The following is a 19,227-nucleotide window of genomic DNA, read 5'->3' as shown; positions in this document are numbered from 1 at the left end:
TTTTAATCCTTATTTTTTTCTAATGAAGCAATTACAGCATGCGCAGCAACAGCTACGCCTGTTACACAAAGCACACCTATACCAATTTTATCTGAAATGCTATCAGCACCCAAGCCATAAACAGTATCAAATAATCTTCCTGCCATCACTTCTTCAAAAGGTCCCATAGTATCCCAAAAATCAGGTTCAGAACAGCCTATACAACCATGTCCTGCTTGGATTGGCCATGAAGTATGTTGATTAAATCTCTCTCTTGAGCAATTATTAAAAGTATAAGGGCCTTTACAACCTACTTTATAAAGACAATATCCTTTTTTTGCTCCCTCATCACCAAATTGTTGCACAAATTCACCCGCATCAAAGCGTCCTCTTCTTTCACAAAGATCATGAATTCTTAACCCATAAGCCCATTTTGGTCTATTGTAGGCATCAAGTGCTGGCAATGTTTGATACAATATGTAATGAATCACATTACCTATAATATTTTTTTCACTTGGAGGACAACCTGGTACATTAATAACTGTTTTATTTGTTACTTTACTTAAGCTTACAGCATTGCTTGGATTAGGTCTAGCAGCTTGGATACCACCAAAAGCCGAACAAGTACCTATAGCAAAAATAGCTAAAGCATCATTACAGGCTTGTTCTGCTAATTGTCTTCCTGTTTTTCCATGTGGTCCTATAGTTAAAAAGTTTTCTGTAGCACCTGTTGGTATACCACCTTCTACCATTAAGATATATCTACCTTTATATTTTTCCATAGCAGCTTCAAGATTATGTTCAGCTTGCCAACCTGCAGCACCCATTATAGTTTCATGATATTCTAAAGAAATATGATCAAAAATCAAACTATCAATGGTAGGAGCATCACTTCTTAATAAACTTTCAGAACATCCTGTACATTCAGCCATATGAAGCCAAATCACTGGAAGTCTATCACTGAGCTCAGCAGCTCTTGCAACTACTGGAGTAAAGCTAGCAGGTAATGCTAAAAATGCAGTCATAGCACTAGCCCATTTCATAAAATCTCTTCTTGAAAAACCTGATTGCTCTAAGGCTTTAGAGATGGAAATCTCATTTTTCAAAAGAGGAAGTTTTTCTAATGCGTCTAAACGGCGATTAAAAATATCTAAATCACTCATTTGTTGTTCCTTAAATTATAGAAATATCATTAAAGATTTTAAAATATTTATTGTTAAGAATAGATAAAAAATGATAATTTTTTAATCAAATATACGAAGTATTTACAATTTAGTATTATTAAGATAATTTTACTCTAAATAAGCAAGTATTACACTTGCTTATTGTTTAACAATGATGATTTCATCATCTTTAGAATCTATAATAATCTCATCATTTTCATTTAATTCATCCGATAATATCATATCACTTAATTTATCTTCTACCATATCATACAAAGCTCTTTTTAATGGTCTTGCGCCAAAATCTACATCAAAACCAACTTTTGCTATTAAACTAGCAGCATTATCACTCAAGCTTGCTTTAATACCCCTATTTTCAAGACTTTTTTGCAAGGTATTAAAAAGTAATTTAACTATTTTTTTAGCTTCACTTTCTCCCAAAGGGTTAAAAGTGATAATATCATCTAAACGATTTAAAAACTCCGGTCTAAAAAAGTTTCTAAGAGCTTCTTTAATAGCTTTTTCTTTTTCTTCGCCCTTTAACTCCATAATAAAATTTGCACCTATATTAGAAGTTAAGATAATGATAGTATTAGTAAAATCGACCGTTACACCTTTACTATCTGTAGCCCTACCATCATCTAAAATTCCCAAAAGTATATTAAATACATCTTTATGGGCTTTTTCTACTTCATCAAATAAAATCACACTATAAGGCTTTCTTCTAACAGCTTCAGTTAATTCCCCACCTTCTTCATGCCCTATATATCCTGGAGGTGCACCTAAAAGTCTTGATACACTGTGTTTTTCCATAAATTCACTCATATCAAAACGCACCATAGCTTTTTCATCATCAAATAAAAATTTAGCCAAAACTTTAGCACTTTCTGTTTTACCTACTCCAGTTGGCCCTAAAAATAAAAAGCTTCCTATAGGCTTAGTTGCTTGATTTAACCCTGCTTTGTTACGCTTAATAGCTTTAGCTAAAGCACTCAAAGCCTCATCTTGCCCTATGACGCTTTCTTGTAAATACTCTTGAATATGTAAATATTTTTGTTTTTCAGAAGTGAGCATTTTTTGCACACTAATGCCTGTCCATTTACTTAAAATACCAGCTACTAAATCCTCATCTACTTGATTTTTAAGCAAAACTCCTTCTTGGGTCATTTGTTTCCATTTTTCTTCTAAATTTAAAACCTCTTTTTCGCACTCTAAAATTTTGCCATATTCTATTTCAGCAGCCTTTTGAAAATCTCCTTTATTTTTAGCCAAAATAGCTTCATTTTTTAAAGTATCGATTTCTTTTTTCTTTGCACTTATGCCATTAAATACTGCTTTTTCATTTTCAAATTTGGCATTAAGTTTGATTTGCTCTTCTTTTAAATTTGCTAATTCTTTTTTAATCTCTTCCAATCTTTTTTCATTAGCTTCATTTTCTTCCATTTTTAAAGCTTCATTTTCTACTTCCAAACTTTCAATTTGCTTTCTAACCTTTCTTAAAGAATTTGGCTCACTTTCTATTTGCATTTTTAATTCCGCTGCAGCCTCATCAATTAAATCAATCGCTTTATCAGGTAAAAATCTATTAGCTATATAACGCTTAGATAGCTTTGCAGCTGCCACTAAAGCACTATCATTAATAGTTACATTATGATGAATTTCTAATTTTTCTTTTATACCTCTAAGCATAGCCAAAGCTTCATTTACACTAGGTTCAGCTACATTTACAGGCTGAAATCTTCTTTGTAAAGCTGCATCTTTTTCAAAATATTTTCTATATTCTTTTAAGGTTGTAGCACCTATAGTATGAAGCTCACCTCTTGCTAAAGCAGGTTTTAAAATATTTGCTGCATCCATGCTCCCTTCATTTGCACCTGCACCTACAATGGTGTGAATTTCATCTATAAATAAAATTACATTCTTATGTTTTATTACTTCATTTACAACTGCTTTTAATCTATCTTCAAATTCACCTCTGTATTTTGCCCCTGCTATTAAAGCACTCATATCTAAAGCTATAACTTTTTTATTTTGCAACGAAGTAGGAACATCTTTTTTTACTATCCTTTGTGCTAAAGCTTCCACCACAGCAGTTTTTCCTACCCCTGGCTCACCTAATAAAATAGGATTATTTTTAGTTTTTCTGATTAAAATTTGCATTAATCTTTGAATTTCTTCTTCTCTACCTATAACAGGATCAAGCTCATTGTTTTTAGCTTTCATAGTCAAATCAATACCAAATTTAGATAAAGAATCAAGTGTTTCATCACTTGTTTTGGTTTCTATTTTAACTCCTGCTCTAATGAATTCCAATTCTTTTTTAAACTCATTTAAATCTACAAATTTAGACAAAAGTTCCTTAATAACCCCGCTAGCACTTTCTGAAACAAGCCACATATCCACAGCTAAATAACTATCTTTATTTTCTAAAGCCAAGCCTTTTGCTTTTTCTAAAGAATTAATAAATTCATTTGAAAATTTAATATTGTCTTTATTTACATTTGAGCTAGTAGGAAAAGATGAAATTTTACTTTTTACTTCTAACTCAAATGCCTCTTTAGAAACATTTAATTTATTAAAAACTTGATTAAGCAAACTAGAGCTATCAACACTTAAAGCCCATAATAAATGCAAAGGTTTTATTTCACTATTCTTAGAATGAATGGCCAAAGAAATTGCACTTTCTATATTTGAAAGCATAGAATCTGTTAAAAAATCTTGTATATTTGCCATTTTTACTCCTTTTTACTTTTATATGAAGTGTATTATATAACTTTAGTCTATTATTGTCAAGTTTATTTAGTTATATTTATAAATAATTTTTTATATATATACACTAATATCATAAAAATATTTACTTTATTTACGATTTTTTAAGCAAAAATAACTAAAATTAGATAATTATTTTATGAATTCATATTTATTTTGGAGTTTTTCCTTTGAAGACAAAAAGAAATCTTATTATCGCAGCTAGCATTTGTAGTTTAATAACCGCTTCTTTTATTTTTACTAACTTGCAAGCTAAAAATCCCGCTCCTAGCGAAGCAGAAAAAAAAATAGAAGCTTTATCTAAACTTACAAGAACTATGTCTATCATAGAACAATATTATGTTGATGATGTTAATTATACAGATTTGGTTGATAAATCCATAGCAGGTTTACTTACAAATTTAGATGCCCACTCTTCCTTCTTAGATGAAAAAGGTTATAAAGAGCTTAAAGAACAAACTAATGGGGAATTTGGTGGACTTGGCTTTACTATTACCCAAAAAGATGGAGCAATTAGTGTTGTAGCTCCTATAGAAGGAAGTCCAGCGGATAAAGCAGGTATTAAAACTGATGATATTATCTTAAGAATTAATAACGAATCAACTTTAGGTATGACTTTAAATGAAGCTGTTTCTAAAATGCGTGGAGAGCCTAAAACAAAGGTTACTCTAACTATTTATAGAAAAGGTGATACAAAGCCATTTGATGTAAATTTAAAAAGAGATATCATAAAAGTAGATAGTGTTTATACAAAATTAATTGAAAATGAAAATTTACTTTATTTAAGAGTGACTAATTTTGATAAAAATGTTGTAGATGAAGCTAGTAAAGCGATCAAAAAACATTCTAATACAAAAGGAATTATACTAGATCTTAGAACCAATCCAGGCGGTATTTTAAATCAAGCAGTGGGTTTAGTAAATCTTTTTGTAGATAAAGGAGTAATCGTTTCACAAAAAGGTAAAATTGAAAGCGAGAATGTAGAATTTAAAGCAAATCCTAGTAAAAAAATCACCAATGCACCTTTAGTAGTGCTTGTAAATGGTGGCAGTGCAAGTGCGAGCGAGATTGTAAGTGGGGCTTTGCAGGATTTTAAACGCGCTATTATCATAGGAGAAAAAACCTTTGGAAAAGGTAGTGTGCAACTTATATTACCTATGGATGAAAAAGGTAAAGAAGGCTTGAGACTTACTATAGCAAAATATTATTTACCAAGTGGTAGAACTATACAAGCTGTTGGAGTTAATCCTGATATAGAAGTATTTCCAGGAAAAGTAAGTAAAGAAGAAAATCACGGCTTTGAGATCAAAGAAAGTGATCTTAAAAAACACTTACAAGCTGAACTAGATAAAATCGGACATCAAGAAAAGAAAAAAGACAACAAAGAAGATAAAAATATCATTACCAAAGAACAAATTAATAATGACATACAACTAAAAACCGCAATAGATGCAATTAAAATTTTAAACATTACAAAAGGAGAGTAAAATGGCTATGAAATTAGATCTTTTATATGAAGGAAAAGGTAAAAAAATGTTTAAAACTGATGATGAGAATTTGCTCATCACAGAATTTAAAGATGATTTAACAGCTTTTAATGCAGAAAAAAAGGGTAATGAAGCAGGAAAAGGTGCATTAAATTGTAAAATTAGTACTGAAATTTTTCATCTCTTAGAAAAAGAAGGCATTAAAACCCATCTAGTAGAAACCATCAGCGAAAAAGAACAAATTGTTAAAAAATGTAATATTATACCCATTGAAGTTATTACTAGAAATGTAGCTACAGGATCTTTAACAAAAAGATTAGGCATTAAAGAAGGCACGATTTTACCTTTTGCTGTAGTTGAGTTTTGTTATAAAAATGATGATTTAGGTGATCCTATCATCAATGATGAGCATTGTTTGATTTTAAATCTAGTAAAAAGTGAAAAAGATTTAGAATTAATCAAAAATACCGCAAGACATATCAATTCTATTCTAGTAAAATTCTTTGAATCTAAAGGTTTAAGATTGATTGACTTTAAATTAGAATTTGGTATTGATAATGAAGGAAATATGATCTTAGCTGATGAAATTAGTCCTGATAGCTGTAGATTTTGGGATAGCAAAACTAATGAAAAATTAGATAAAGATCGCTTTAGACAAGACTTAGGTAATGTAAAAATGGCTTACGAAGAAGTCTTAAAAAGAATTTTAAGTTAGGAAAAATAATGAAAGTAACTATAAATATCACACTTAAAAATGGGGTTTTAGATCCTCAAGGCAAAGCCATAGAAAAGGCTTTGCATTCTTTGGATTTTAATAATATTGCAAATGTTAAAACCTCAAAACAAATTAGTTTTGATATAGCTTGTGATGATAAAGAAGAAGTTTTTAAACAAGTTGATTTAATGTGTAAAGAATTACTTGCAAATACTGTGATAGAAGATTATGAGATAATATTATGAAAGTAGCTATTATTCGTTTTCCTGGAACTAATTGTGAGTTTGATACAGCTTATGCCTTTGAAAAATTAGGGGTAAAAACTGAAATCATTTGGCATGAAAGACAAGATTTTAGTGCAGATTTAATCGTATTACCTGGAGGTTTTTCTTATGGAGATTATTTAAGATGTGCTGCTATTGCAAAACTTGCTCCTGCTATAAAAACACTTAAAGAGCATGTTCAAAAAGGTGGATATGTTCTAGGCATATGTAACGGCTTTCAAATTTTATTAGAACTTGGACTTTTAAAAGGAGCTATGAAACATAACAATAGTTTAAGTTTTATTTCTAAGATGCAAGCATTGCAAGTAGTATCAAATAATAATGCTTTTTTGAAAAATTTTCAAAAAAATGATATCATAGAATTACCTATTGCTCATGGAGAAGGAAATTATTTTAATAGCGAAGATGGTATTAAAATGCTAGAAGATAAAGATATGATCTTACTAAGATATATCAATAATCCAAATGGCTCTTTAAACGATATAGCAGGAATTTGTGATGAAAATAAAAAAGTCTTTGGATTAATGCCACATCCTGAAAGAATGTGCGATGATATTCTTGGATCAAAAGTAGGACTTAAAATGTTTGAAGGATTTTTAAATTGCTAAAAACCTTCAAATTTTTTTGTCTTTTTTTACTAACTTTTAACTTATATGCTCAAGAAAATAGTGTTTTTGAAGATTATAACACTTTAGAAAAAAATTATAATCAATTAGATGATCAAGCTAAGCAAATTTATCAAACTATCGCTCCAAGTGATGAGAGTAATTATGAAAGTAAAATCGATGATGAAAATTTCATCCCTCAAGGTTCTTTAGTATTAAACGCAAAAGAATACACCGATGAAGCCTATATAGATGAGGCTTTTACTATAGATCTTGAGGTTATTACCACAACTAATGTGAGTTTTGATTTAAATGTGAGTTTTGAAAAAAGTGATGATATGCTTTGGATCAATCCTAATCCTATTTGGGAACAAAAGGCTAATTCATATCATACAAAATTATGGTTTGAAGCTAAAAGTTTAAATGCTAGTTTAAACAAAATCATCGTTTCATTAAGCAGAAATGATCATATTTTTCAAAGCTCATCATTAATTATAAAGCCCATTAAACTTAAAAAAATCGATGCTCCTTCTAATAAATACTCACATATAGTTGCAAGCAATTTGGAAGTTAAACAAGTAAAAGCGAGTAGTTTTGATAATGATAGTATAATTTTATTTATAGAACTTGCAGGAGAAAACACAAATCTAGCAAGTTTTAACATAAAAGATATCCAAAAACAAGGTGTAGAGGCTATTAAAGGCGATTTTGAAAAACAAAGTGGATTTTATTATGCTATTTTAGATAAAAGTAAAACGCGTTTTGAGTTTTCTTACTTTAATTTAAATTCTAAAGAATTAAAAGATTTTTCCTTAAAAATAGAACTTAAAGAAGATAGTATAAGTACACAAAGTGATTTAAATCCAAAAACTAATGATTTTAATTTTTACAAACAAGTTTTTTTATGGAGCTTGTGTGGTATTTTCGCTTTATGGTTTGTATTTAAAAAAAGCTACACAGCTTTAGGTTTGGCAATTTTGGCTCTAATAGCAAGTTTTTTAGCTCAAAATAACATATATAAAGCTATATTAAAAGCTGAAAGTAAAGTACAAATTTTACCAACTCTAAACTCAACTCATTTTTATTCTGGGAAATACAAACAAGAAGTAGAAGTGTTAGATTCAAGAGATGAATACAGAAAAATTTTATTTAATAATGGAAAAATAGGCTGGGTGAAAAGTGAAGATTTATCAAAGATTTAAAGCTTTAATATTTTGGGTAGAATTTATTTTATCTATTATATTTTTATGTATTGCCTTTTTATTATTGCAATCGCAAGAAAAAATTTGGAAAATCAGAAAAGTATGGTCAAAACTGCAAAAATATGTAATAAACTATAAAATTCAAACCCAAGGTTCTATACACCCTCAAGCTAATTTGCTTTTAATCAATCATCAAAGCTTGCTAGATATAGTTGTTTTGGAAGATTTATGCCCAAAAAATATATCTTGGATAGCTAAAAAAGAACTAGGCGAACTCCCTGTTTTTAAAACTTTGATTAAAAAACCAAAAATTATTTGTATAGATAGAAGTCCAAAGGGTCTAGCAAAGCTTTTAAAAGAAGCCAAAGAAAGATTAAATGAGGATAGAATTTTAGCCATTTTTCCAGAAGGCACAAGATCTAAAACACAAAAACTTTTAAAATTTAAAGTCGGAGCTAAAATTTTAAGTGAAAAGCTTAAGTTAAAAGTCCAGCCTGTGGTAATTGTTGATTCAGCTAAAATTTTAGACACCCAAAACTTTAGTGCAAATAGTGGTGTTTTAAAAGTGGTATTTCTAGATCTTGTCGATACAAGTAAAGATGATTGGCTTGAGCAAACTAGAGAAAAAATGCAAACAATCTTAGATAGCGAAAGGTCACAAGCTTGATTGGTACGATTTTAGCTGTAGGTTTTGGAGGCTTTTTAGGGGCCATATCCAGAATGCTTACTAGCAACCTTTTTAATAAAATCATTCCTCATAACTTTCCTTATGGGACATTAATGGTCAATATAATAGGATCATTTTTAATAGGTTTATTTTTTTCTTATGCAAATTCTAAAGGTGTGCATATTTTTACTAAAAATTTAATTAGCACTGGTTTTTTGGGTGCCTTTACAACTTTTTCAACTTTTTCTTATGAAAATTTGTTATTTTTGCAAAATGGTGATTATTTTCACTTTTTTATAAATATTATTTTAAATGTTATCCTTTGTCTTTTGGCAGTATGGATTGGTTTTTTAATTTTTAAATAAAGGAGATATAAATGCAATTTCAAACTGAAGTTAATCAACTTTTACAACTTATGATTCATTCTTTGTATTCTAACAAAGAAATTTTTTTAAGAGAGCTTATTTCTAATGCAAGTGATGCACTTGATAAACTTAGTTATTTAAGCGTGAGTGATGATGCTTATAAAAATTTAAATTTTGAGCCAAAAATTCAAATTAATTTCAATCAAGAAGCAAAAACCTTAACTATAAGTGATAATGGTATAGGTATGAATAAAGACGATTTAATCAATCATCTTGGAACCATTGCTAAAAGTGGCACAAAAAGCTTTTTAGAGAACTTAAGTGGTGATGCCAAAAAAGACTCTCAACTTATAGGACAATTTGGTGTAGGTTTTTACTCTGCTTTTATGGTAGCTTCCAAAATAGAAGTTTTAAGCAAAAAAGCATTAGATGACAAAGCTTATCTTTGGACTTCTGATGCTAGTGGCTATGAAATAGAAGATGCAAATAAAGACGAACAAGGCACTTGCATAACCTTGCATTTAAAAGATGAAGAGTTTTTAAACTCATACCGCATTGAAAGCATAGTAGAAAAATATTCAAATCATATACAATTTCCTATTTTCATGGAAAAAGAAGAATATTTACCACTAGAAGAAGGTGAAAAAGAACCTAAAAAAGAATTAAAAAACACTCAAATTAATACAGCAAGTGCCTTATGGAGACAAAATAAAGCAAGTTTAAAAGCTGAAGATTATGAAAGATTTTATGAACAAAACTTCCATGATTCAAACAAACCTATGCTTTATATCCACACAAAAGCTGAAGGTTCTATAGAATACAATTCTTTATTCTTTATACCTGCGCAAGCTCCATTTGATCTTTATAGAGTAGATTATAAAAGTGGTTTAAAACTTTATGTTAAAAGAGTTTTTATAAGTGATGATGATAAAGAATTATTACCAACTTATCTAAGATTTGTGCGTGGGATTATTGATGTAGAAGATTTGCCGCTTAATGTTAGTCGTGAAATCTTACAAGAAAATAAAATCTTAAAAAGCGTTCAAGAAGCAAGTGTTAAAAAAATCCTAGCTGAACTTAAAAAATTTAAAGAAAAAGATAAAGAAAACTATCTTAAATTCCATGAAAATTTTGGAAAAGTTTTAAAAGAGGGTTTATATGGTTTTGGCGAAAATAAAGACGCTATAGCTAAGCTTTTATATTTTAAAAACTCAAATAAAGAAGAATTAATTGATCTTGAAGAGTATAAACAAAACCTAGCTGAAGGTCAAAATGAAATTTTTTATATTAGTGGAAAAAATGAAAAGCTTTTAAGAAATTCTCCACTTCTTGAAAGCTATAAACAAAAAAATATCAATGTTTTATTACTTGATGAGGAAATTGACACCATAGTTATGCCTATGATGAATGAATTTGAAGGCTTAAAATTTAGCGCTATCAATCATCTAGCTAGCGAAGAAACTAGCGAAGAACAAAAGGCTGAATTTGCAAGCTTGCTCATCAAAATAAAAGAAGTTTTAAAAGATGATGTTGAAGAGGTAAAACTTAGCCAAAGACTTTCAAATAGTCCAAGTTGTATTGTTTATGATCAAAATAAACCTGATTTTGCTATGCAACAAATTCTTAAACAAATGGGGCAAGAACAGCAAGTTAAACCTATACTTGAAATCAATCCTAATCATGAAATTTTAAAAGCCTTAAAAGAAAATGATACTTTAGCTAATGAAATGGCACATATTCTTTTAAATATGGCTAAACTTAGCGAAGGTATGGGTATAGATAACCCTAGTGAATTTAACAATGCCTTAAGCAAAATCGTTTCTAAGGCTTTAGAAAAATGAAAAATATAGCTATTTCTAAAGATATTTTGCACGAATTTTGCATTATAGATGTAAGAACTCCTAGCGAATGGAAAAGCGGGGTTATAAAAGAAGCTGTACTCATCGCACTTTGCGATGATAATGGCTTTATGAATGAAAATTTCATCCAAGAGTTTAAAGAAAAAGTAGATTATCAAAATAAAAACATAGCCTTTGTATGTGCTACAGGCTCAAGAAGCAAACATACTGCTGTGATGATAGAAGATGCTCTAGGTATAGAATGTACTAATTTAGATGGTGGCATGGTAGCGCTTTTATCACAAGGTTATGAAGCAACAAAAGAAGGTTGATTATGAAAAAAATATTTTTATCTTTAATGCTTTGTACTAGTTTTGTTTTAGCAGAAGTTAAAAATATCGATATTAACGCAGGAATTTTAGAAAATTATCAAGTAATTGATGTTAGAAAACCTAGTGAATGGGTACAAACTGGCACAATAAAAAATGCCATTAAAATTAGCTTTTATAATGAAGATGGAAGCTTGAATAAAAATTTCGTTGAGGAAATTAAAAAGATTTCAAGCAAAAAACCTATTGCTATAGTTTGTAGAAGTGGAGCAAGAAGTGCTAAGGCTTCTGCTTTACTAGATCAAAATGGCATAGAAGTTACTAATTTAAAAGGCGGTATAAACGCACTTTTATCACAAGGTTATGAAACCTCAAAATAAGTCTAACTAGACTTATTTTTTCTTTGGTCTAAACACAGAAATTACTTCTTCATTATTTTCAATATAAGCTCCACCTATCAAATCTACACAATAAGGAATAGCAGGAAATATAGGCTCAATACATTCTCTTATAGCTTTTGGATTACCCGGTAAGTTAATAATTAATGATTTTCCTTTTATACCTGCACTTTGTCTTGAAAGTATAGCCGTTGGCACATATTCTAAGCTTTTTGCACGCATTAACTCCCCAAAACCTGGAAGCATTTTATCACACACTGCTTGTGTTGCCTCTGGTGTCACATCACGTAAAGCAGGCCCTGTACCTCCTGTGGTAAAAATCAAATCACATTTTACTTCATCTGCCAAATAAGCTAATTTTTCTATGATTAAATCATACTCATCAGGAATTAGCTCATAATAAAAGCTTTTTTCATTTTTTATATAAGAATCTAAAATTTTTTCTATCTCTACTCCGGATTTATCCTCATAAACTCCGCTACTTGCTCTATCTGAAAGTACTAAAATTCCTATTTTTACCATTTTCACTCCATTATGATTTTTTCTATATCTTGTTTTTCTATTTTTTCATTTTCTAAAAGAATGCTAGCTAATCTCACTACTTTTTCTTTCATTAATTCTAAAAATTCTTTCACTTCTTGCTTTTGCTCTTGTAATAAACCCTCATTTGCCATAGCGAAAGTTTCCATAAAAACGAGCAATTCTTTAACCTTTAAAAGATCACTTTGTGCATTAGTGTAACTTTCATTAAAAATAAGCTCCATAGCAACTGAACCTGCTAAAAAAACTTTTATTTTATTTAATAATTCTGATTTTGATTTGATAGTATTTTCATATTCTTTAAACCTATCTTCAATTAGGGTAATTTTTTCAAATTTAACATCAAAATAAAAAGCACACAAGGCTTTAGCTGCTTGATATGTGGCTTGAATTTTTCTTTCTTTGTCGCTTAGAGAAAAAATCTTTTTTTTACCCATTAAAACTTTATTAAGCACTGCAAAAAAATCATTTTCTTCTATTAAATCTGATTTTCTTCTTATAGCATTAATAGCCGCTTCATTAACTAAAGTCTCCAAGGCAGCTCCACTAAAACCCACACTAGCTTTTGCAATTTTTTCTAAATCTACGCTAGATTTTTTTTCTTTCATATAATTTTGCAAAATATGCATTCTATCTTTAAAATCAGGCAAAGATATAAAAATTCTTCTATCAAAACGCCCTGATCTTAATAACGCATTATCCATAAGGTCGATTTTATTTGTAGCAGCCATCACTATAACACCACTATTATCTTCAAATCCATCCATTTGAGTTAAAAGCTGATTTAGAGTATTATCTCTTTCTACATTGGAAAAATCCCCCCTACTTTTACCAACTGCATCAATTTCATCTATAAAAATGATACTTGGAGCTTTTGATTTAGCTTTTAAAAAAAGCTCTCTTACTCTTTTTGCGCCCATACCTACATAAATTTCTACAAAACTAGCCCCACTTTGATAAAAAAATGGCACCCCAGCTTCACCTGCTACTGCTTTTGCTATCAAGGTTTTACCTACTCCAGGAGGGCCTACTAGCAAAACGCCTTTTGGCATTTTCACGCCAAAATCTTTATATTTTTGAGGATTTTTTAAAAAATCAACGATTTCCAAAAGCTCCACCTTAGCCTCATCAACCCCTGCTACATCTTTAAATTTAACTTCACTTACTACATCTTGTATGGTGTTATTTTGTTCATTTTTTTCTAAAATATTTTTTTCCAAAGAAAGTAAATTTTGCCTATCTTTGTTTTTTTTATTAAGAAAGAGTAAAAAGCTTATGAGAAAAGCAAGTAAAATAAATATCAAAAAAAACTCACTCAAATCATAATCTTTAGCATATTCTAAAGGAATTTTTTGCCACAAAGCATTTAAATCCACTACATCTTTAGCGATTAAAAAATTTCCTTCTTTGCTTTTTAATAATATTTCATTATTTTCTACTATAGCCTTTTGGATTAAATTTTGTTCTAAAAGCTCTTCATAAGCAGCCTTGCTAATATAATCTGGTTGATTTTTTAAAAATGCAATCAATATAAAAACACAAAGCAATAAAAATGAAGCTAAGATAATCTTTTTATTTTTCATCCTCTAACCTTATATAGTTACAATCTTCTTTGCATTCATATTTTTCAATACTTATCCATTGTTTAGCAATATCTTCTTTGCTTGTAATTTTGATTTTATTAAAAAATTGATCATAGCCTTCATAAAAACCATCTTTTTTACTCTCGACTAAAATTTCTAAAATATTTTTTTGGTTTTTTCTAAACTCATAATTATTTTGTGCGACTATATCTTTTAAAATATTTAATCTTTCTTTGGCTATATCACCATTAATTCGCTCACTCATAGAAGCAGAATGCGTTCCATCGCGTGGTGAGAAAATAAAAGCATGGATATGTGTGAGTTTAAATTGTTTGAAATTTTCTAAAGCTTCTTGCCATATCAACTCACTTTCCCCAGGATGTGCCACGATAAAGTCTGTTCCTAAAGCAAAACCTTTTTGATTTAACTCATTAAACAATGCTAAATCATTTTGCGTGTGTGATCTTCTACGCATAATGCGTAGCATTTTTTCATGAGTGTGTTGCAGAGCAATATGCAAATGCTTTTCAAGCCAAGGTTCATCTAAAATTTCTTTAAAACTCTCATCAATTTGAGCAGGTTCTAAACTCCCAAGTCTTACTCTTTTTATACCATTAATCTTGCCTATTTCTTGCAGTAATTTTCCAAGTGTAGTTTTATCTTTTAAACCATAACTTCCTATATTAGTACCCGTTAAAACTACTTCACTATAACCATTTTGAGCCAAAAGTTTGATTTGTTTTATTATTTCCTCACTTGGCATGCTTCTTGATTTACCTCTAACACTTGGGATTATGCAATAACTACAAGCAAAGTCACATCCTTCTTGAATTTTTACAAAAGCTTTAGTGTGATTTTCATAATTACTTACGATTTTTGTATCAATAAAGCGTAAATTTCCAAGCTCATAAAAGGCTTTATCCTGTGAGATTAACTCGTTAATTTTATCTTTATTAGAAGCTCCTAAAACTCCAAAAATTTCTTTTTTATCAAAAAAATCCTTTCCCTTGCTTACAGCACCACAGCCTGTAAGTATAACCTTAACTCCATTTTTTTTTACACTATTAATATAACTTCTAAGCCCACTATCAGCACCATTTGTAACCGTGCAAGAATTTATCACTATCACATCAGCTTCTTGTTCATTTTGTGTGACAATATGATCTTTAATATAAGTTTTTAATAATTGCGTATCATAAATATTAGTTCTACAACCAAAAGTTTTAAAATATACCTTTTTTTTCAAATATCTTCCTTATTTTCTATAAATTCATGTTTTGCCATATATAAATTTTGTGATGGATAGGCTATTTTTATATCATCATGTTTATTAAATTCATTGATAATTTCTTTACTTATATTACTTCTTAAAACCAAGGCCGCATAAGAATTTGTCATATACCAAGCAGAAATTCTCATACCATAACCTTCTAAAAATGTAAAAAACCTAGGTTCTACTTTAGGATTTCTAATGCTGTATTCATTTCTTAATTTATTCATGGATTCTTTTGCAATTTTTGTATAGCCTTTAGAAGCTTTTATAACGATTTCTTCTACTATATCTAAGGCTTTTTGATGATTTGAATCAAAAGTTAAAGTAATATCAAGTCCATCCCAAATTGTTTTCATCCCATGATGAGTATAATTTGATATAAGATTGGTAAAAATAAAGTTATTTGGTATGAAAATTATCCTACCACTTCTTCGATTATCTGTATAAGTTAATAAAGATATATCTTCATACAAAGTTATTCTTAAAAACGAAATATCAATTATATCGCCGATATAATGTGTATTGTTTTGAAAAACTCTCACCCTATCACCCACTCTAAAACTTCCACCAAAAACTATCACACACCAACCAAGCATAGACATAAACATATCTTTCATAGCAATAGCCAAACCAGCAGAAGCAAAACCAAGAACGGTCACTAAATAGCTGATATTTTCAATATATCCAAAAAGCAAGATTAAAACAATTACATTGATATTAATAAAATTAATGATTTTATTTGCTGTATAAAAGCGATCATTATCACCTATATATTTTCTAGCTATAAATTTGAGTAAAAATGCTATGGCTACAACTATAACAATAGCCAAAACTATATTGAAAGCTCTTACACCCTGAATTTTAATTGAAGCTGTCGTTTTTTCAATCTCTTCTTGAATTTTTTTCTCATACACAGAATAAGAAATTTCTCCAAAACGCAGAGTTTGTGAAAAATCTCTAACCATTTGATTGGATATTTTTAAATATTCATCATGCTCTTTATTAGAAGATAATTTAGCTATTTCAGCTACTAAAACATTTTCTTTTATAAGCTCATCTAAAGTTTGCTTAAAACTATTTAAAAGATTGACATATTCTTCTTTGTCGCGTCTTAATTTTTTTATATGTGAGTATGCTGAAATAATAGCTAAAGGATTAGTTAGCTTATCTATTTTATCAACTTCTTCAGGTGCCAAAACCATCTTAGAAAAATTTGCACTTTTATACTCACTTAAAAGCTCTAGTCTTTCTTTTAAAATTAAAATTTGTCTTTCTATAATGCTTTTATTGCGTTCATTAGCTTTTAAACTTTCTTTTTCTAAAGCCAAAATTTCATCTTGAGTTTTTCTGTAAATGTTAAAATTATTATATTTAATTATCCAAGTATTATATGCTAAATTATTATGTAATTCATTTAATTTTTGTTCTAAATGCTCTATATCATCTTGCGCTAAAAGTAATGTAAAGGGTAAGAGCAAAATCAATATAATTTTTTTCATGCAAACACCTCTAAAGTGTGTAAAATATCTTCTTTAGATATATCATTTTTTATACAAGCTTTTCCTAAACCACAAGCTAAAACAAAATTAATCTTTTGAAAATGTGTTTTTTTATCTAAGAAAAAGGCATTATAAAACTCTTCTATATTTGAAATTTTATAAGATATGGGTAATTTAAATTTCACAAGCAATTTTTGTACTCTTTGGCATTCTTGCTCGCTTAATAACCCCAAATTTAAAGCTAGAATATTTGCCATGTTCATACCTATAGCCACGGCTTCACCATGTAAGTACTTTTTATATCCTGTTTGATTTTCTATAACATGAGCAAAAGTATGCCCATAGTTTAAAAGCATTCTTAAGCCACTTTCTTTTTCATCTTGTGAAACCACATTAGCTTTAAGTTCTATACTTTTTTGGATGATTTGAGCTAAAATAATATCATCTAATTTAGCATTAAAAATTTTATCCTCGTCCAAATTTTCCAAAAAAGATAAAATTGCTTCATCAAAAACCACAGCCATTTTAATAAATTCAGCCATACCTGCAGCTAGCTCTCTTGAAGGTAAAGTTTTTAAAAACTCACTCTCACAATACACTGCTTTTGGCTGATAAAAAGTGCCTATTAAGTTTTTACCAAATTTATTATTCACTCCGGTTTTACCACCCACACTTGCATCCACGCAAGCTAGTAAAGTTGTAGGGATATTGATAAATTCTATCCCTCTTTGATATATACTTGCTACAAAACCACCCATATCAGAGATCACCCCACCACCAAAGCTTATGAGTAAGCTTTTTCTATCTAACCTATAAGTACACATTTGATCTAAGATATATTCTATAGTTTGTAAATTTTTATACTCTTCGCCATCTTTGATTTTTATAACAAAAAGTTCTTTAGCATGAATTTTTTTCAAAAGTGTATCCAAATGTAGTTTTGCAACTAATTCATTAGTTAAAATCACTACTTTAGTATCAAAATTTAATTTTTCTAACTCATTTATATAGACATTATAACTTGTATTTTTATCTAAATTTACCTTAACTTGCATTCTTTTCTCACAATGATGGTATAAACAATTGATAATTTTTATTCATCTTATAATATATCGTATTTAAATCCGTTTTTAAAATTTTATTGAAATTGTTTCCTAAAATTTTTTCATTAAATGGTATAAAATGCAATATATTTTGTTTGTAAGAAAATTTATTGATAGGATTATGTTCTTTTTCTTCTATCAAAAGTAATTTTTCATCATGAAGTTTTGAAAGGCTTTCAAAATACTGATGATATTCAAAAATTTCGGCTTTATTTAATTTTAAAGCATAGTAATACAAGGCAAGGCCTAGTTGAATTTGCTTGTTAAAATCAAGCATAATAGAAGCAATACCCTCTACATCTTCAAAATTTGAACTTAAAACTACAGAAGATTTTAAATCTGCAAAATCCCCTTTACCTGCTTTTAATACAGGAAGTTTTAAAGTAAAAAGAAAACTTTTTTCTTTTTCAAAAAGATAATCCTCCACCACTAGCAAACCTATGCTAGTATTTTCCACAAAAGGTTTAATGTTTTTTATATTTGTGCTTTCAAAGTCAAATATCACTTCAGTGCTATTTTTATGCAAGGATTTAAGTTTATAATACATAGGAGTTAAAGTAGGATTAATCACCTTAAAATAAAGTTTTTTGCTATTGATTCTTACATGCAAAAGCAAGCTTGCAAAAATAAGCTTTTCTATAGCAAACTCACTCATTTTTTTCATATCTATAATACAAAGTATATTATCTCCAAAAGGTGATGGAAAGCGTCCTAAGCTTGTTTTAACATTAGTAAAAACACTTTGCAAAACTTTAGGATCACCTACGATTAAAATGCTATCATTTGGCATTAAAATAAGCCCAGGTCTTGCCAGAATAAATTCATTATTTCTATAAACCATTACGATTTTAAAGCGTTTTTGGCTAATAGAGCTTATGTGTCTATAAGCAAAGCTTGACCCTGCAGGAATTTTAACCTCCATAATCTCACCTTGTCCAAGCCCTATAAATTGTGCCATTGAAGGCATATTATCCAAACAACCTGTCAATCTTGTACTTAAAGTATCATAAATATTAATTACCTCACAAAAATTATCATCAATTTGGCTATTCCACAAATCCATAATAACTATATTTAATCTTGGATGTAATTTTCTTAAATTTTGATAGCAAACTAATGTATCTGCTTCTTCTTGCATATAAATAATAGCTTGATGAAAATTTTCTTTTAATAAATTTTCTAGCTTAATCAAACTCGTAGGATCAAATTTAAAAAAAGAAATTTGTTCATTCTCTAAGTCTAAGTCTACGCTATCATCATTATAATACACAACACTCAAAGACTCTTTGAAGGTTTTGTTATTATAAATTTTCTTTAAAAAATCTTTCGCAAAAGGTCCATCAGCCAGTAATAAAATCTTATTCATTCACACCTCTAAAATATAAAGCATAATTATAGCAAAGTTATAGTTTATATTTTAAAGTTTTA

Annotated in this window: 18 protein-coding genes; 10 read left to right on the top strand and 8 right to left on the bottom strand. The window is 29.1% G+C overall.

The features are described 5' to 3' along the window. Positions 1 to 2: 2 nt before the first annotated feature. A complete protein-coding gene (locus tag L8T82_RS00090; protein ID WP_133318935.1) occupies positions 3 to 1,142 on the bottom strand; it encodes a hydrogenase small subunit in 1,140 nt (379 codons plus the stop codon). 159 nt (positions 1,143 to 1,301) lie between these two features. After that, entirely contained in the window at positions 1,302 to 3,875 is a 2,574-nt protein-coding gene (locus tag L8T82_RS00085; RefSeq protein ID WP_263673337.1) for an ATP-dependent Clp protease ATP-binding subunit, read from the bottom strand. Between the two features lie 206 nt (positions 3,876 to 4,081). Between L8T82_RS00085 and L8T82_RS00080 the strand changes: the two genes are divergently transcribed. From L8T82_RS00080 to L8T82_RS00035, 10 genes are read left to right on the top strand one after another with little or no spacing between them, the layout of a single operon-like run. Continuing rightward, complete coding sequence (locus tag L8T82_RS00080) at positions 4,082 to 5,398, top strand: S41 family peptidase (protein WP_133318937.1); 1,317 nt, start codon at positions 4,082 to 4,084, stop codon at positions 5,396 to 5,398. A 7-nt stretch (positions 5,399 to 5,405) separates the two neighbouring features. Next, a complete protein-coding gene (gene purC, locus L8T82_RS00075) occupies positions 5,406 to 6,113 on the top strand; it encodes a phosphoribosylaminoimidazolesuccinocarboxamide synthase (protein WP_133318981.1) in 708 nt (235 codons plus the stop codon). 8 nt (positions 6,114 to 6,121) lie between these two features. Continuing rightward, positions 6,122 to 6,358: a phosphoribosylformylglycinamidine synthase subunit PurS gene (gene purS, locus L8T82_RS00070; RefSeq protein ID WP_220566240.1), complete on the top strand. Its 237-nt coding sequence runs from the start codon at positions 6,122 to 6,124 to the stop codon at positions 6,356 to 6,358. Continuing rightward, positions 6,355 to 7,005, top strand: a complete 651-nt coding sequence (purQ, locus tag L8T82_RS00065; RefSeq protein WP_133318939.1) for a phosphoribosylformylglycinamidine synthase subunit PurQ — start codon at positions 6,355 to 6,357, stop codon at positions 7,003 to 7,005. Before purS ends, purQ begins: the two co-directional genes overlap by 4 nt. Beyond that, positions 6,999 to 8,204 (top strand): hypothetical protein, encoded by a 1,206-nt coding sequence (locus tag L8T82_RS00060; protein ID WP_263673339.1) that lies wholly within the window; start codon positions 6,999 to 7,001, stop codon positions 8,202 to 8,204. Before purQ ends, L8T82_RS00060 begins: the two co-directional genes overlap by 7 nt. Beyond that, on the top strand, positions 8,182 to 8,871 hold the full coding sequence (locus L8T82_RS00055) for a lysophospholipid acyltransferase family protein (RefSeq protein ID WP_263725599.1): 690 nt from the start codon (positions 8,182 to 8,184) through the stop codon (positions 8,869 to 8,871). The genes L8T82_RS00060 and L8T82_RS00055 overlap by 23 nt, the downstream gene beginning before the upstream one ends. Further along, complete coding sequence (crcB, locus tag L8T82_RS00050; RefSeq protein ID WP_263659675.1) at positions 8,868 to 9,236, top strand: fluoride efflux transporter CrcB; 369 nt, start codon at positions 8,868 to 8,870, stop codon at positions 9,234 to 9,236. Before L8T82_RS00055 ends, crcB begins: the two co-directional genes overlap by 4 nt. An 11-nt stretch (positions 9,237 to 9,247) precedes the next feature. Next, positions 9,248 to 11,077 (top strand): molecular chaperone HtpG, encoded by a 1,830-nt coding sequence (htpG, locus tag L8T82_RS00045; RefSeq protein ID WP_263725598.1) that lies wholly within the window; start codon positions 9,248 to 9,250, stop codon positions 11,075 to 11,077. After that, entirely contained in the window at positions 11,074 to 11,406 is a 333-nt protein-coding gene (locus L8T82_RS00040; RefSeq protein ID WP_263666565.1) for a rhodanese-like domain-containing protein, read from the top strand. Before htpG ends, L8T82_RS00040 begins: the two co-directional genes overlap by 4 nt. A gap of 2 nt (positions 11,407 to 11,408) precedes the next feature. Further along, positions 11,409 to 11,783 carry a rhodanese-like domain-containing protein gene (locus tag L8T82_RS00035; RefSeq protein ID WP_263659672.1) on the top strand — a complete coding sequence of 125 codons (375 nt, stop codon included), beginning with the start codon at positions 11,409 to 11,411 and terminating at the stop codon, positions 11,781 to 11,783. 12 nt (positions 11,784 to 11,795) lie between these two features. Here the strand turns inward: L8T82_RS00035 and mog are convergent, their stop codons facing one another. Genes mog through L8T82_RS00005 form a run of 6 tightly spaced genes read right to left on the bottom strand, consistent with a single transcriptional unit; the run spans position 11,796 to position 19,165 of the window. Continuing rightward, the gene (gene mog, locus L8T82_RS00030; protein WP_039618174.1) at positions 11,796 to 12,323 is read right to left on the bottom strand and encodes a molybdopterin adenylyltransferase; all 528 of its coding nucleotides are present in this window, start codon (positions 12,321 to 12,323) and stop codon (positions 11,796 to 11,798) included. A gap of 2 nt (positions 12,324 to 12,325) precedes the next feature. Then, complete coding sequence (locus L8T82_RS00025; protein WP_220566232.1) at positions 12,326 to 13,924, bottom strand: AAA family ATPase; 1,599 nt, start codon at positions 13,922 to 13,924, stop codon at positions 12,326 to 12,328. Next, positions 13,914 to 15,170 carry a tRNA (N(6)-L-threonylcarbamoyladenosine(37)-C(2))-methylthiotransferase MtaB gene (gene mtaB, locus L8T82_RS00020; RefSeq protein ID WP_263660305.1) on the bottom strand — a complete coding sequence of 419 codons (1,257 nt, stop codon included), beginning with the start codon at positions 15,168 to 15,170 and terminating at the stop codon, positions 13,914 to 13,916. Before mtaB ends, L8T82_RS00025 begins: the two co-directional genes overlap by 11 nt. After that, on the bottom strand, positions 15,167 to 16,696 hold the full coding sequence (locus L8T82_RS00015) for a mechanosensitive ion channel family protein (RefSeq protein WP_263659670.1): 1,530 nt from the start codon (positions 16,694 to 16,696) through the stop codon (positions 15,167 to 15,169). Before L8T82_RS00015 ends, mtaB begins: the two co-directional genes overlap by 4 nt. After that, positions 16,693 to 17,751: a 3-dehydroquinate synthase gene (gene aroB / locus L8T82_RS00010; RefSeq protein WP_263725597.1), complete on the bottom strand. Its 1,059-nt coding sequence runs from the start codon at positions 17,749 to 17,751 to the stop codon at positions 16,693 to 16,695. The genes L8T82_RS00015 and aroB overlap by 4 nt, the downstream gene beginning before the upstream one ends. Before the next feature lie 7 nt (positions 17,752 to 17,758). Next, positions 17,759 to 19,165, bottom strand: coding sequence for a COG3400 family protein (locus L8T82_RS00005; RefSeq protein ID WP_263725596.1), 1,407 nt, complete (start codon positions 19,163 to 19,165; stop codon positions 17,759 to 17,761). Between the last annotated feature and the right edge of the window lie 62 nt (positions 19,166 to 19,227).

Source organism: Campylobacter sp. IFREMER_LSEM_CL292 (assembly GCF_025771615.1).
GTDB classification, from domain to species: Bacteria; Campylobacterota; Campylobacteria; order Campylobacterales; family Campylobacteraceae; genus Campylobacter_D; species Campylobacter_D lari_D.
The sequence above is the reverse complement of the archived record's forward strand: the minus strand, read 5'-3'. Positions and strand labels throughout refer to the sequence as shown.

Bases quoted from the DNA above. Each gene is read 5' to 3' on its own strand.
- htpG (WP_263725598.1), top strand. From the start codon at position 9,248: ATGCAATTTCAAACTGAAGTTAATCAACTTTTACAACTTATGATTCAT.
- L8T82_RS00025 (WP_220566232.1), bottom strand. From the start codon at position 13,924: ATGAAAAATAAAAAGATTATCTTAGCTTCATTTTTATTGCTTTGTGTT.
- L8T82_RS00085 (WP_263673337.1), bottom strand. From the start codon at position 3,875: ATGGCAAATATACAAGATTTTTTAACAGATTCTATGCTTTCAAATATA.
- L8T82_RS00015 (WP_263659670.1), bottom strand. From the start codon at position 16,696: ATGAAAAAAATTATATTGATTTTGCTCTTACCCTTTACATTACTTTTA.
- L8T82_RS00040 (WP_263666565.1), top strand. From the start codon at position 11,074: ATGAAAAATATAGCTATTTCTAAAGATATTTTGCACGAATTTTGCATT.
- aroB (WP_263725597.1), bottom strand. From the start codon at position 17,751: ATGCAAGTTAAGGTAAATTTAGATAAAAATACAAGTTATAATGTCTAT.
- mog (WP_039618174.1), bottom strand. From the start codon at position 12,323: ATGGTAAAAATAGGAATTTTAGTACTTTCAGATAGAGCAAGTAGCGGA.
- L8T82_RS00005 (WP_263725596.1), bottom strand. From the start codon at position 19,165: ATGAATAAGATTTTATTACTGGCTGATGGACCTTTTGCGAAAGATTTT.
- purQ (WP_133318939.1), top strand. From the start codon at position 6,355: ATGAAAGTAGCTATTATTCGTTTTCCTGGAACTAATTGTGAGTTTGAT.
- L8T82_RS00090 (WP_133318935.1), bottom strand. From the start codon at position 1,142: ATGAGTGATTTAGATATTTTTAATCGCCGTTTAGACGCATTAGAAAAA.
- purC (WP_133318981.1), top strand. From the start codon at position 5,406: ATGAAATTAGATCTTTTATATGAAGGAAAAGGTAAAAAAATGTTTAAA.
- L8T82_RS00035 (WP_263659672.1), top strand. From the start codon at position 11,409: ATGAAAAAAATATTTTTATCTTTAATGCTTTGTACTAGTTTTGTTTTA.
- purS (WP_220566240.1), top strand. From the start codon at position 6,122: ATGAAAGTAACTATAAATATCACACTTAAAAATGGGGTTTTAGATCCT.